Source organism: Mycobacterium shunyiense, assembly GCF_058270035.1.
Map to the genome: position 1 here is coordinate 135,542 of NZ_JBZDPT010000031.1, position 12,928 is coordinate 148,469.

Annotated in this window: 12 protein-coding genes; 6 read left to right on the forward strand and 6 right to left on the reverse strand. The window is 67.6% G+C overall.

Features of this window, described 5'->3' with window-relative positions; genetic code table 11:
- Window positions 1–6: 6 nt before the first annotated feature.
- Window positions 7–630, reverse strand: coding sequence for a TetR/AcrR family transcriptional regulator (locus AC4ELS_RS17820; RefSeq protein WP_064933861.1), 624 nt, complete (start codon window positions 628–630; stop codon window positions 7–9).
- A 52-nt stretch (window positions 631–682) separates the two neighbouring features.
- Complete coding sequence (locus AC4ELS_RS17825) at window positions 683–1,819, reverse strand: glycoside hydrolase family 3 N-terminal domain-containing protein (protein WP_064882123.1); 1,137 nt, start codon at window positions 1,817–1,819, stop codon at window positions 683–685.
- Window positions 1,820–1,922: 103 nt separating this feature from the next.
- Between AC4ELS_RS17825 and AC4ELS_RS17830 the strand changes: the two genes are divergently transcribed.
- Both AC4ELS_RS17830 and AC4ELS_RS17835 read left to right on the forward strand, forming a co-directional pair.
- Entirely contained in the window at window positions 1,923–2,096 is a 174-nt protein-coding gene (locus AC4ELS_RS17830) for a DUF2613 domain-containing protein (RefSeq protein WP_003881739.1), read from the forward strand.
- 1 nt (window position 2,097) lies between these two features.
- Window positions 2,098–6,369, forward strand: a complete 4,272-nt coding sequence (locus tag AC4ELS_RS17835) for an alpha-(1->3)-arabinofuranosyltransferase (protein WP_499048479.1) — start codon at window positions 2,098–2,100, stop codon at window positions 6,367–6,369.
- Window positions 6,370–6,664: 295 nt separating this feature from the next.
- Here the strand turns inward: AC4ELS_RS17835 and AC4ELS_RS17840 are convergent, their stop codons facing one another.
- The 3 genes from AC4ELS_RS17840 to AC4ELS_RS17850 are packed head-to-tail and all read right to left on the reverse strand — an operon-like array spanning window position 6,665 to window position 9,943.
- Window positions 6,665–7,606: a R2-like ligand-binding oxidase gene (locus AC4ELS_RS17840; protein WP_055119657.1), complete on the reverse strand. Its 942-nt coding sequence runs from the start codon at window positions 7,604–7,606 to the stop codon at window positions 6,665–6,667.
- A 9-nt stretch (window positions 7,607–7,615) separates the two neighbouring features.
- Window positions 7,616–8,296 (reverse strand): TetR/AcrR family transcriptional regulator, encoded by a 681-nt coding sequence (locus AC4ELS_RS17845; protein ID WP_064882121.1) that lies wholly within the window; start codon window positions 8,294–8,296, stop codon window positions 7,616–7,618.
- A gap of 54 nt (window positions 8,297–8,350) precedes the next feature.
- Window positions 8,351–9,943: an MFS transporter gene (locus tag AC4ELS_RS17850; RefSeq protein ID WP_064882120.1), complete on the reverse strand. Its 1,593-nt coding sequence runs from the start codon at window positions 9,941–9,943 to the stop codon at window positions 8,351–8,353.
- A 34-nt stretch (window positions 9,944–9,977) separates the two neighbouring features.
- Here AC4ELS_RS17850 and AC4ELS_RS17855 point away from each other — a divergent pair, with 34 nt between their 5' ends.
- Window positions 9,978–10,298 carry a GNAT family N-acetyltransferase gene (locus AC4ELS_RS17855; RefSeq protein WP_064882187.1) on the forward strand — a complete coding sequence of 107 codons (321 nt, stop codon included), beginning with the start codon at window positions 9,978–9,980 and terminating at the stop codon, window positions 10,296–10,298.
- A gap of 3 nt (window positions 10,299–10,301) precedes the next feature.
- Here the strand turns inward: AC4ELS_RS17855 and AC4ELS_RS17860 are convergent, their stop codons facing one another.
- Window positions 10,302–10,916, reverse strand: a complete 615-nt coding sequence (locus tag AC4ELS_RS17860; protein ID WP_499048483.1) for a class I SAM-dependent methyltransferase — start codon at window positions 10,914–10,916, stop codon at window positions 10,302–10,304.
- A gap of 130 nt (window positions 10,917–11,046) precedes the next feature.
- On the opposite strand from AC4ELS_RS17860, the gene AC4ELS_RS17865 reads away from it, so the two are divergent.
- Genes AC4ELS_RS17865 through AC4ELS_RS17875 form a run of 3 tightly spaced genes read left to right on the forward strand, consistent with a single transcriptional unit; the run spans window position 11,047 to window position 12,927 of the window.
- Window positions 11,047–11,523 (forward strand): MarR family winged helix-turn-helix transcriptional regulator, encoded by a 477-nt coding sequence (locus AC4ELS_RS17865; protein WP_499048840.1) that lies wholly within the window; start codon window positions 11,047–11,049, stop codon window positions 11,521–11,523.
- Window positions 11,520–11,936 carry a PPOX class F420-dependent oxidoreductase gene (locus AC4ELS_RS17870; protein WP_064957875.1) on the forward strand — a complete coding sequence of 139 codons (417 nt, stop codon included), beginning with the start codon at window positions 11,520–11,522 and terminating at the stop codon, window positions 11,934–11,936. Before AC4ELS_RS17865 ends, AC4ELS_RS17870 begins: the two co-directional genes overlap by 4 nt.
- 19 nt (window positions 11,937–11,955) lie before the next feature.
- Window positions 11,956–12,927: a phosphotriesterase family protein gene (locus AC4ELS_RS17875; RefSeq protein ID WP_499048487.1), complete on the forward strand. Its 972-nt coding sequence runs from the start codon at window positions 11,956–11,958 to the stop codon at window positions 12,925–12,927.
- The last annotated feature ends 1 nt before the right edge of the window (window position 12,928 follow it).

Here is a 12,928-nt window from a genome sequence, read left to right on the forward strand (position 1 = left end):
AACGACCTAGCCTGCGGTGACCGACTGTGTTCCCGCGTCCGAGGGCGTGCCTTTCAGACCGCGCCAGAACAGGTTGATCATCAACTCGGCCGCCTCGTTCACGTCGGCATCCCCGGTGCTGACCCGGCTGGCGATCGCCTCACCGGCGCCCACCAGTGCCACCGCCATCATCTCGAAGTCGCTGTCCGGCTGAGGATTACGCGTACCGGTGCTGAGCAGCCGGGCCACCAGATCGATGATCCGGTCGCGGCCCTCCCGGACCGTGTGCGCGAATGCCTGTGAGCTGGTGGCCTGGGTATAGAGCACCATCCAGGAGGCCCGGTTGGCATCGATGTAGGTGAGGAACGCCAGCACGGCACTGCGCAGCAGATCCTTGGGGCTCTGGGTGAAGTCGATCTCCCCGCGCACCACGTCCACGAACCGGGTCAGCTCCCGGTCGAGGCAGGCGCCGAACAGTTCTTCTTTAGAGCCGTAGTAGAGGTACAGCATCGGCTTGGAGATCTCGGCCTCGGCGGCGATCGCGTCCATCGACGTCTCGTGATAGCCGTTGACCGAGAAAATCTGCACCGCGGCGTCGAGCATCTGCTGTTCACGCACAGCCCGCGGCAGCCGCTTGGTTCCACCTGCCATCCGAACAGGATAAGCGTCCGGTTGAGGAACAGGGCAGCAGCTCAGCGAGCTGCTAGCAGTGCACCCCACCCTTGGCGTCAATATTGCGCTGCACCGCCGCATCCACGGCGGCCTGGTTCAGCTGACCGTCGGCCAACGCCTTCTCCAGGCCGTCGAGCACCGCGGGCACCTCGTCGGTGGTGATCCACAGCGCGTTGTCGGCCCCGGCCTGGAATGCCTTGAGCACCGCGGCAGCCACTCCGTAGCGCTGGTTGATCGCGGCCATGCTGGACAGGTCGTCGGTGTAGACCAGCCCGTTGAAGCCCGGGCCGCCGTATCCGCCCGAACGCAGCAGCTCATAAGCGGCGGGGCTGAGGCTGGCCGGATCGGTACCGGTCAGTCCCGGCACCTCCAGGTGTCCGACCATGACGGCCACCGGGGCCTGGGTGGTCAAGGTGGCGTAGGGCAGCAGATCGTTGGCCTTGAGCTCCTCGAGCGGCGGGGTGGTCACCGAGCCGGTGTGCGAGTCACCCGAGCCGTGTCCGTGTCCCGGGAAGTGCTTGAGCACCGGGAGCACCCCGGCCTCCCGCAGCCCGCGGGCGTAGGCACCGGCGTACTCGGTGACCTTGGCCGGGTCGTCGCCGAAGGACCGGTCACCGATGACGGTGTCGTCGGGATCGGAGGTGACGTCGACGACGGGCGCGAAGTCGACCGTGATGCCGAGGCCGCGCATCTTCTGGCCGCGCTCCAGCGCGATGCCGTACACCTCGTCGACGGATTTGGTCTGGGCCAGCACCCGCGCCGACGGCTGCTCGCCGATCAGCGAGGACAGCCGCGAAACCCGGCCGCCCTCCTCGTCGACGGTGACCGCCAACGGCAGCGGGCCGGCGGCCGAGATATCGCGCAGGGATCCTTCGTTGACCATCGACAGGTCGGTCCAGCTGCCGATCATGATGCCGCCGACGTGCTGGCTGCTCACCACCGAACGCGCGTCGTCCGCGTCCTTGACCCCGACGGTCAGCAGCTGGGCCAGCTTGTCGCGGGGCGACAGGGCGGCCACATCGCAGACCGGCGCGGCGGGCATCGGTGCGTGGGTGGACATCGGCTTCGTGTCAGAAGATTGAGACTCCGGCGCCGGCGTGCTCGGGGAGCAGGCCAGCAACAGTCCGGACAACGCTGCGAAAGTTGCGACGAGGCGCGGTGAAGCCATGGGGCCCGACCTTAGCCGCTGAGCAAGCCGTTATCGATTCTCTGCGTGTCGACCCACGTCCACCTGGCACTGATCGGCGGTGTTGCCGTGCTAGGTTGGCCGGGTGAACCGGTTCGTCATACCCTCCGCGGCCAGCATTGTCGTCGGCCTGCTGTTGGGGGCGGCTGCCGTTTTCGGTGTGACGCTAATGGTGCAGCAGGACACGAAGCCTCCGCTGCAGGCGGGCGACCCGGCGTCATCGGTGCTCAACAGGGTCGAGTACGGCGACCGGTCCTAGCTTGGATGTGCCGCTAACGCGGCGGGCGCTCGACGCGCCACTGTCGCGGCGCTGGTTGTGGGTGGTCGCCGCGGCGACACTGCTCCTGACTTTCGCCCAGTCGCCCGGAGAGATTTCACCCGACACGAAGCTGGACCTCACCGCCAATCCCCTGAGGTTCCTGGCTCGCGCCTTCAATCTGTGGAACAGCGACCTGCCGTTCGGGCAGGCGCAGAACCAGGCCTACGGCTACCTCTTCCCCCACGGCGCGTTCTTCCTGGCCGGCGATCTGCTGGGGATTCCCGGCTGGGTCACGCAACGACTGTGGTGGGCGCTGCTGTTGACCGTGGGTTTCTGGGGCATGCTGCGCCTGGCCGAACTTCTGGGCATCGGCAGCACCGGTTCGCGTGTCCTCGGCGCACTCGCCTTCACGCTGTCACCCCGCGTGCTGACCACCCTCGGCGCGATCTCGTCCGAGACGCTGCCGATGATGCTGGCGCCGTGGGTGCTGGTGCCGATGATCCTGGCGTTCCGCCAGGATCGGAACCTGCGGCTGATGGCTGCCCGGTCGGCGGGCGCCGTGGCGCTGATGGGCGCGGTGAACGCCGTCGCCACCCTGACCGGCTGCCTGGCAGCGATCATCTGGTGGGCCTGCCACCGCCCGAACCGGCTGTGGTGGCGGTTTACCGCGTGGTGGTTCGGCTGTACCGCACTGGCCGTCGCCTGGTGGGTCGTGGCGCTGGTGATGCTCGGTCGGATCAGTCCGCCGTTCCTGGACTTCATCGAATCCTCGGGCGTCACCACGCAGTGGATGTCATTGACCGAGATGCTGCGCGGCACCCATACCTGGACCCCGTTCGTGGCGTCTACCGCCACTGCGGCGGCGTCACTGGTGACGAGCACGGTCGCGGTGCTGGCCACGACCTTGGTGGCGGCAGCCGGCCTGGCCGGGTTGGCGCTGCGCTCAATGCCTGCGCGGGGCCGGCTGATCACCATGCTGTTGATCGGCGTGGTCCTGCTGGGCCTGGGCTATTCCGGGGGGCTGGGCTCCCCGGTGGCGACGGCGGTCCAGGATTTCCTGGACGGCACAGGCACGCCGCTGCGCAACCTGGCCAAGCTCGATCCGGTGCTGCGGCTACCGCTGGCGCTGGGTCTGGCTCATCTGTTGGGCCGGATCCCACTGCCGGGCAGCGCGGCCCTGCCGGTGTGGGTGCGGGCATTCGCCCGGCCCGAACGCGACAAGCGCATCGCGGTGGCGATCGTGGTGCTCGCCGCACTGGCCGCCGGAACCTCGCTCGCCTGGACGGGCCGGATCGCACCCGCCGGAACCTTCACCGCCATCCCGCAGTACTGGCACGACACCGCGGACTGGCTCGACGAACACAACACCGACCGGGGCCGGGTCCTGGTCGCACCCGGTGCCCCGTTCGCCACCCAGACCTGGGGCAACAGCCACGACGAGCCGTTACAGGTGCTCGGATCCAGCCCGTGGGGGGTGCGGGATTCGATCCCGCTGACACCGCCGGAGACGATCCGCGCACTGGATTCGGTGCAGCGGTTGTTCGCCGCCGGCCGCCCTTCTGCGGGACTCGCAGACACCCTTGCCCGGCAAGGCATTTCGTATGTCGTACTGCGTAACGATCTGGATCCCGACGTGTCCCGGTCGGCCCGGCCGGTGCTGGTGCACCGGTCGATCGAAGGGTCTCCCGGACTGTCCAAGGTCGCCGAGTTCGGCGACTCGTCGGGTCCCGGGACGCTGGAGGGCTTCGTCGCCGACAGTGGTCTGCGACCGCAGTACCCCGCCGTCGAGATCTATCGGGTGGACACCGGCGGAACCAACCCGGCCGCGCCCTATCTGGTCGACACCGACGCGATGACCCGGGTGGCCGGTGCACCCGAGGCGCTGCTGCGTCTCGACGAACGCCGACGCCTGGCCGGCCGACCCCCACTGGGGCCGATGCTGCTGACCGCCGATGCCGAACGGGCCGGCCTGCCGGTACAACCCGACGGATCGGCCGGGGTGATCGTCACCGACACCCCGACCGCGCGCGAGATCGACTACGGCCGCGTCGACGACCACGCCTCGGCGATCCGCACCCCCGACGACGCCCGCCATACCCACAATCGGGTCCCGGACTACCCGACCGACGGGGCCGCACCGGTCTACGGCAAGTGGAACGGCGGACGGGTGTCGGTGTCCAGTTCGGCCGCGGACTCCACCGCACTGCCCAACGTCGCGCCGGCCACCGGACCCGCTGCCGCCATCGACAGCGACGGCTCGACGTCGTGGGTGTCCAACGCCCTTCAGGCCGCGGTCGGCCAGTGGTTGCAGGTCGATTTCGATCACCCGGTCACCAACGCCACCTTGACCATCACCCCCAGCGCGACGGCGGTCGGTGCCCAGGTGCGCCGCATCGAGGTGGCCACCGCGACCGGCACCAGCAGCCTGCGCTTCGACACCGCCGGCCAGCAGTTGACCATCCCGCTGCCAGTCGGTGAAACGCCGTGGGTCCGGGTCACCGCGGTCGCCACCAACGACGGTTCGCCCGGAGTGCAGTTCGGCATCACCGATCTGTCCGTCACCCAGTACGACGCCTCTGGATTCGCGCACCCCATCAACCTGCGGCACACCGTGGAGGTTCCCGGCCCTCCAGCGGATTCGGTTGTCGCACAATGGGACCTGGGCACAGAACTCCTGGGCCGGACCGGCTGCGCCGACAGCCCGGCCGGGGTCCGATGCGCGGCGGCACTGGCGCTGGCCTCCGAGGAGCCGGTGAACCTCAGCCGCACGCTCACGGTGCCCGCCCCCACCGAAGTCGAGCCGACGGTGTGGATCCGGTCCCGCCAGGGACCCAAACTCGCCGATCTGGTCGCCCAACCCGGAACCACCCGCGCCTCGGGTGACGCCGATCCGATCGACGTGCTCGGTTCGGCCTATGCCGCCACCGACGGCGATCCGCGGACGTCCTGGACCGCGCCGCAGCGCGTCGTTCAGTTCAAGGCGCCGCCCACGCTGACGCTGAAACTGCCTGCGCCCACCGAGGTTGGCGCGCTGCGGATCGATCCCGGCGCCAGCCAACCGCCGGCGCATCCGACGCTGGTCTCGATCGACCTGGGCGACGGTCCGCAGGTACACAAGCTCCCCGGCAACGGTGAGGCTCAGACCGCGCACCTCAAACCGCGGGTGACCGACACCATCACCGTGTCGCTGCTCGCCTGGAACGACATCATCGACCGCACCTCGCTGGGCTTCGACCAGCTCAAGCCGCCCGGGCTGGCCGAACTGACCGTCCTCGACGTCCACGGCAAGCCTGTCGCCCCCGCCGACTCCGCCGCCAATCGCAAACGGACAGTGTCACTTCCGTGCGGTCAGGGTCCCATCATCGGCGTGGCCGGGCAGTTCATCCAGACCGCGGTGCGCACCACCGTGGGGGCACTGCTCGACGGTGATCCGATTGCGGCCCAACCCTGCCGGACCGGCCCGGTCACCCTGCCCGCCGGCCAACAGGAACTCCTGGTGAGCCCGGGCGCAGCGTTCGTCGTCGACGGGGTCGTCCTCAATACCCCGGAGGCCGCTCAGCTACGCGTGGCCACAACAACTCCCGTCGCCGCACCGGCGTGGTCACCGGACCGCAGGCAGGTCGAGTTGCCGGCATCAGGGAAACTGCGGGCCCTGGTGGTGCCCGAAAGCGTGAACCCGGGATGGATCGCGCGGACCGCCGATGGCACCGCACTGAAGCCGGTGAAGATCAACGGTTGGCAGCAGGGCTGGGTGATCCCGGCCGGCGAGAGTGGACCCGTCACGTTGTCCTTCCCCTCGAACCGGCCCTACCGCATCGGATTGATCGGTGGACTCGCACTGCTACCGGTGCTGGCCCTGTTGGCCCTGTGGCCGGCGCGGCGCCGCGATCTGGATCTCGATCCTGTGCAGCCGTGGCAGCCGGCGCGGCCGCTGGCCTCGGCCGCGGTACTCGCGGTGGGTACGGCGCTGTCGGGCCTGCCGGGATTACTTGTAGCGGGTGCCGCCCTGGGAGTGCGCTACCTGCTGCGTAATCGCGACGCCTGGCAGGAGAGGCTGACGGTGGCCGTGGCGGCGGGCGGGCTGACGCTGGCCGGTGCGGCGCTGAGCCAGTACCCGTGGCGGTCGGTCGACGGGTATGTCGGACACTCGCCGTGGGTGCAACTGGCGGCGCTGCTGTCGGTCATCTCCGTTGCGGTATCCACGATCACCTTTGCCCGATCACCCGAGCCGATCGTCACACCAAAAGCATCGGAGCCCACCGATCCGGAGTAAACGGGCACTTCGCCGACGGATTCAGTGGAGCTGTTGACAACGCGGGTATCCAGTACTTACGGTACCGGCACGCGTGACACAAGCCCGGAACGTCCTTTGCTGCATGGGGGACCTCAGGTTGCGGACCAGGATTGTGCAGGGCTGAGCGTATTAACTACGCAGTCAGTTGCAGCCGAGCTGTGAGGCTTAGCTGTGTTCGCGCGGCTGCGCACTATGTGGTGCGCACGGCTGCGGTGTCGGCGACGGAGGGGTTCGCCGACACCGCACCCTCGGGACCTGTCGCCGACCTTGCGGGTCAGGCGGTGGCCGCCAGCGCCCGCGCATCCTCGTCGGCGAACGTGTCCTCCAACGTCAGTGGCGAGTAGTCGAGGTCGATCTCCTCGAGCGGCCGGCCCCGGGCGCTGCTGATGGTGCCGAACCGGCGCATCCCCTTGTCGGCCGAGTACTGCATGAACTCGTCCTGCACCAAGCCGAACGGAATGTCCGGTGCGTACAGGGCGAAGCCCTCCTCGGTGAGTCGCAGCGCCAGCGGGATCAGCTCGTTCATCCGCTCCTCGAACACCGCCCAGTTGGCGTCATCGGCGGCGACGTGACGGCGACAGGTGAACGTGCCCCACGCCATGTGCCGACGCTCGTCGTCCCCGATGCGCCGGACCAGCTCCTGCATCCCGGGCAGGATCCCGCGATCGACGCAAATCTTGTGCCACGCATAGTATCCCGTGAGAGCCAGCATGCCTTCGACGATGTGGTTGTAGGTCACCGACGCCCGCACCTGGGCAGCCGGCGACGGGTCGGTGTACAACGCATCCAGCGACTGCGGCAGCTCCTCGTAGAACATCTGCCGGTAGGCCGGAAGGTCGTCGAAGTAGTTGTGCAGATCGTCGCCGATACCGACGGCGTCCAGCCACATGCGGAACACCTGGGTGTGTTTGGCCTCCTCGAAGGCGAACTGGGTCAAATACATCTCGTCGCCCAGGCGGCCCTCGGCCCGCATCGCGGACATGAAAGGCTGAATGTCCTTGGTGACAGCCTCCTCCCCGGCGATGAACTCGGCGCACAGGCGGGTGGCGTACTCCCGTTCCCGATCGGTCAGCGCCTCCCAATCCGCTCGGTCGCGGGAGAAATCGATGTCGGCAGGATCCCAGAATTTCGCGTTACCACCCGCGAAGAGCTTCAGCGGCAAGCTGTTCCAATTGAGGCCACCTTTGGCCAGCGAACCGAACTGTGTGTGTGACATGAGACCTCCTCAGGTCTGGCGGGCTGGTTGATCGGATGCCGAGAAATTGGGTACCGCGAATGCGGCCGACAACACCCCGACGAGGCGGCGTACGGCCAGGGCCGGTTGCTCAGGGCTGGGCTCATCGAGGCCCAGGATCGGATCCATCCCACGCACGTACGGCGCGAGCGCCAGGTGCGGAAAGATCATCAACATCAGCGACAGCAACGCATCGACGTCGCAGTCGGGCTTCAGGTCGCCGCGCGTTTGCGCATCCCGCACCAGGGGGCGCAGCACATCGAGGTAATGACGGTGGACCACGGCGCGCACGCTGACCCGCGCGTCGGCGTCGACCTCGAAACTGGCGGCGGCGTGCAGCGCCCGCTCCCTGGGGTGATCGGCGAAGTAGGCCACCCAGTCGTCGAGCAGGTCAGGGAGGAATTCGAAGAGCGGGCGGCTCGGATCGAGCTCGCGAATCCGGCCTTCCATGTAGGACCGCACCCGCTGGCTGCCGACATCGGCGATGAACGCGTACAGGTCGCGCTTGTCCGCAAAGTATTGGAAGAGACTGCCTTTCGCGACACCAGCCTTGCGGGCGATGACGTTGAGGCTGCCGCGGGAGTATCCGTGCGCCCCGAATTCCGCCTCGGCGGCCGCGATCACCGCGGCCCGACGAGCGGGATCGACACGTGCCCAGGTGACCGTTGGCATCAGCGCCTCCAGAGTGGATGACCACTGGTCATATTACTGTGATGGCGCTCACAGTCAAGAAGTGCGTACCGCGATCAGGTGATGCGAAACCGGCTCGCCCTCGACCCACCGCTCCACTGACTGCTCGATCAGCAGGTCGTTACCGGTGAGGCGAGTGCGGTGCTGCCGCACATGCTCGTCCCAGGACCGCACCACGAACGCCTCGACGAAGACGGCGTCACGCTCGACACTGCGGAACAGCTGCCATTGCGTGGCCCCGGTGCGCTGCCGGGACCGGCCGAGTACACCCATGGCAGCGAAGAACTCGGCCTCATGTTCGGGTTCCACCCGGTAGGACGTCAGTACCAGAACGGGGCCATCCGGCGGGGCCGGCTCGAACACCAACGCCGGTTCGGGCCAATGCGCCGACGGGGTCAGGTCCAGGTCGCCGGTGCGCGCGTGCAGCGGCCACCACCAGGCCGATACCGCGCAGAACACCAGAAGGCCGGCACTGATCAAAAGCGCCGTCACGGTGCTCGTCGCACCGGCCACCAGCCCCCACACCAGCGAACCGATCGCCTGGCCGCCCATGAACGTCAGCTGATACACCGACAGCCCGCGGGCGCGCACCCACGCAGGCAGGCTCAACTGCATCGAGGCATTGAGCGTCGACAGTGCCAACAGCCAGGACGTGCCCCCGATCACGAGGGCCGCCAGGACGATGCCGAAGTTGTGGACCAGCGCCAGAACCGCAGTGGCTCCGGCGAATCCGACGGCGGCGGCAATCAGCAGGGCGTTCAGGCCGAACGCGTACTGCAGCCGGCCCAGGACGAACGCGCCGAGCACCGCCCCGACTCCGAGCGCGCCCAGCAACAGGCCGTAGCCGGACGAGGACAGCCCGAGCTGCCTGTCGGCGATCACCGCGAGCAGGCCCCACAACGCGCTGCCGGGCGCGATGAACAACACCGCCCGCAGCAGAATCCGCCGGATGATCGGTGAGCTCCGGATGAACCGGCCACCGGCGCTGAGTGCGGCCAACGGCCGCTCGGCGGGCAGCAGGTGTTCGGCGACGGGGCTGCGCCAGAGCAGCAGCACCACGACGATGCCGGCGAAGGAGACCGCGTTGAGCGCGAACACCAGGGTCGGGCCTGACAGCGAGACCAACGCGCCGGCGATCGCCGGTCCGATCGCCCTCGCCCCGTTCATGCTCATACTGCCGAGCGCGGCGGCGGCCGGAATCTGTTCACGCGGAACAAGATCAGGTTGGATCGCCTGCCATGCCGGTGCGGTCAGCGCCTGCCCGCAACCGATCAGGAACAGCAGGATCAGCAGCACCGTCGGTGTCGCGAGACCGACACCGGTCAGCGTCGCCAGCGCAGCCACTCCCGCCGCCATCGCGCCCTGGGTGGCCAGCAGCAACCTGCGCCGGTCGACCAGGTCGGCGAGCACGCCCGACGGCAGGGCCAACAGCATCACCGGCAGCGTGGTGGCGGTCTGCACCAACGGCACCAGCACCGGGGCACGCGGATCTCCGACCAGCATCCACTGGGCGCCCACCGTCTGCATCCAGGTGCCGAGGTTGGAGACAAATTGTGCGATCCACAGCGCCCGGTAGACCGGCGATGCCAACGGCGCCCACGTCGAACCTGCGGTGACGGCCATCTGCATGATCGTGCCAGTGCCACTGGGGCATAGTTGGGACATGGCTGAAGTCCGCAACATTCCCGAAGCCCGCCATTACGAGATCACCGTCGACGGCGAACACGCCGGCCTCGCGGCCTATGTCGACTCCGGCGACCAGCGCATCTTCCACCACACCGAAATCGACGACAAGTTCGGCGGCCGCGGCCTGGCAGGCGAGCTGGTCTCCGCGGCACTGACCGATGCGCGTGCCGCCGGCAAACGCATCGTCGCGGTCTGCCCTTTTGTGAAGAAGTACGTGCAGAAGCACCACGACTTCGACGACATCCTCGACCCGATCACCCCCGAGGTCATGGCCGCCGTCGAAGCCGACGCCGGGTAGCCGCTAGACCTTGGTGGCGGTCACCAAGAAGGCCGGCATCTGGGTGCGACCTTCGGGCAGGGCCGCATACAGCTGTGCCGGCCGGATCTCGTCGACCTGCCAGCGGCGTGAGACCACCTCGCGCAATTGATCTTCGGTGAACTGCGTCGGGCCCGGGCCGTCCAGGTCACCGAATGCGCCGGCGCCGAAGGCCAGGATGTAGAACCGCCCACCAGGCGTCGCCCCGCGGTACACGGATTGCAGGTAGCCGTCGCGGAGTTCGGCAGGCAGCGCGTGCAGCAGCCCACTGTCGAAGATCGTCGAGAACCGGCCGTCGTATCCGGTGAACGAGGAGATGTCGGCCTGCGCGAATGTCGCGGTGTCCAGCCCTCGCTGACGGGCGGTCTCGGTTGCTGCCGCCACGGCGGTGGGGCTCAGGTCCAGGCCGACGACGTTGTGGCCGCGCGCAGCCAGCGCCAACGCGAGTTCGGCGTGACCACACCCCGCATCGAGAACCTCACCTCGGACCGCGCCGTCGGTGTCGATGATCGCCGCGTACTCCGGTTGCGGTGCACCGATGCTCCAGGCTGGGGTCTGGTCCTGCCGGTAGGCGTCGTCCCAGTCGACCACGTGTGTCATGTCAGGCGTCCCTTCATGTCGTTCAAATTTGTACTATATTGACTGTAGGTCGAGATATGGCGAACAGCAAGGCGATACTTCACACTATTGAGATCTGAACTAGTTGACCGATCGGAGGAATGTGACGCGAATGCTCTCCACCGCCGAGGCACGGACCTGGCGGCCCTACATCGAATCCAGCCTGCGTCTGGAGACACTGCTCGACGAGCGCCTCCGGGAGGCCACCGGCCTGAGCTTGATGGACTATCACCTGTTGATGCTGCTGTCCGCCGCTCCCGATCACCGCCTGCGCATGAGCGAACTCGCCGAGAAGATGGTGTTCTCCCGCAGCCGAATCACCTACCAGATCAACTCGATGACCAAGCGCGGTCTGGTGCTGCGGGAACCGGTACCCGAGGATCGCCGCGGCTACCGCGCGGTGCTGACCGCCTCCGGCGCCGAAGTGCTGCGCGACGCCATGCCGCTGCACTCCGAGTCGGTCCGCGAATTGTTCTTCGACCACATCCGGCCCGACGAACTCGACTGCATCGAAAGGGTATTCACCCGGCTCCACGACACCCTGCAGTACGACGAGCTGCGACCCGACGAAGAAGGACCGACATCATGAGCTTCACCGCCGCCGAGCTGACCTACCTGCGCGAGCAACCGATCGGACGCCTGTGCACCGTCGACCGCAACGGCGCTCCGCAAATCCGTCCCGTCGGTGTCCACGTGAGTCCCGATCAGGAGGGCATCGACATCGTCGGCCACGCCCTCGCGTCGACGCAGAAGTGGCGCAATGTGATTGGCAACCCGCAGGTCGCCTTCATCGTCGACACGGTGCTCTCGGTACGGCCACCAGACGCGCGCGGCATCGAAATCCGTGGCACGGCAACGGCGCTGCCCGGCGCGGGAACCACCGAAGGCGGGCTGTCCGGCGACATCATCCGTATCGCGCCGCGCCGCATCATCAGCTGGGGGCTCGACGGTGCAGGTACCACCGCCCGCGACTGGGCCGAATCCCCACACACAGCGGACTGACGCACCTAGCATCGGGCTCGTGCCGACTGTCAACACCGCCCACGGAGCCATCGATGCCACCGACCTCGGCGTCACGCTCATGCACGAGCACGTCTTCATCATGAGCACCGAGCTGACCCAGAACTATCCCGAGTCCTGGGGCGACGAAGCCAGCCGGGAAGCCGATGCGATCGCGCGGCTCACCGAACTCAAATCCCACGGTGTCGACACGATCGTCGACCTCACGGTGATCGGCCTCGGCCGCTACATTCCGCGGATCGCCCGGATCGCCGAGGCCACCGACCTGAACATCATCGTCGCCACCGGCTTCTACACCTACAACGACCTGCCGCTGACCTTCCACTTCAACGCGCCCAAAACCGGCCGTCCGGATCCGATGACCGAGATGTTCGTCCGCGACATCGAACACGGCATCGCCGATACCGGGATCAAAGCGGCAATCCTCAAGTGCGCCACTGACGAACCGGGCGTCACACCGGGTGTCGAACGGGTGCTGCGAGCCGTCGCTCAGGCCCACCGACAGACCGGAGTGCCCATCTCGACCCACACCCATGCGGACAGCCGGAGCGGCCTCGAACAGCAGCGCATCTTCGCCGAGGAGGGCGTCGACCTGTCCCGGGTGATCATCGGCCATTGCGGTGACACCACTGACATCGGCTACCTCGAAGAGCTGATCGCCAACGGGTCCTATATCGGCATGGACCGGTTCGGTGTGGATGTCTTCCTGCCGTTCGAGGAGCGGGTCGCCACGGTGGCGACCATGTGCGAGCGCGACCACGCCGAGAAGATGGTGCTCTCGCACGACACCTGGTGCTACTTCGACGCGCTGCCTGACGAATTGACCACCACGGCCCTGCCCAACAGTCATTACCTGCACATCCACAACGATGTGCTGCCTGCCCTACGCGAGCGTGGGGTCACCGAGGAGCAGATCACCACGATGCTCGTGGACAACCCACGCCGGATCTTCGAGCGGAAGGGCGGGTACTGAG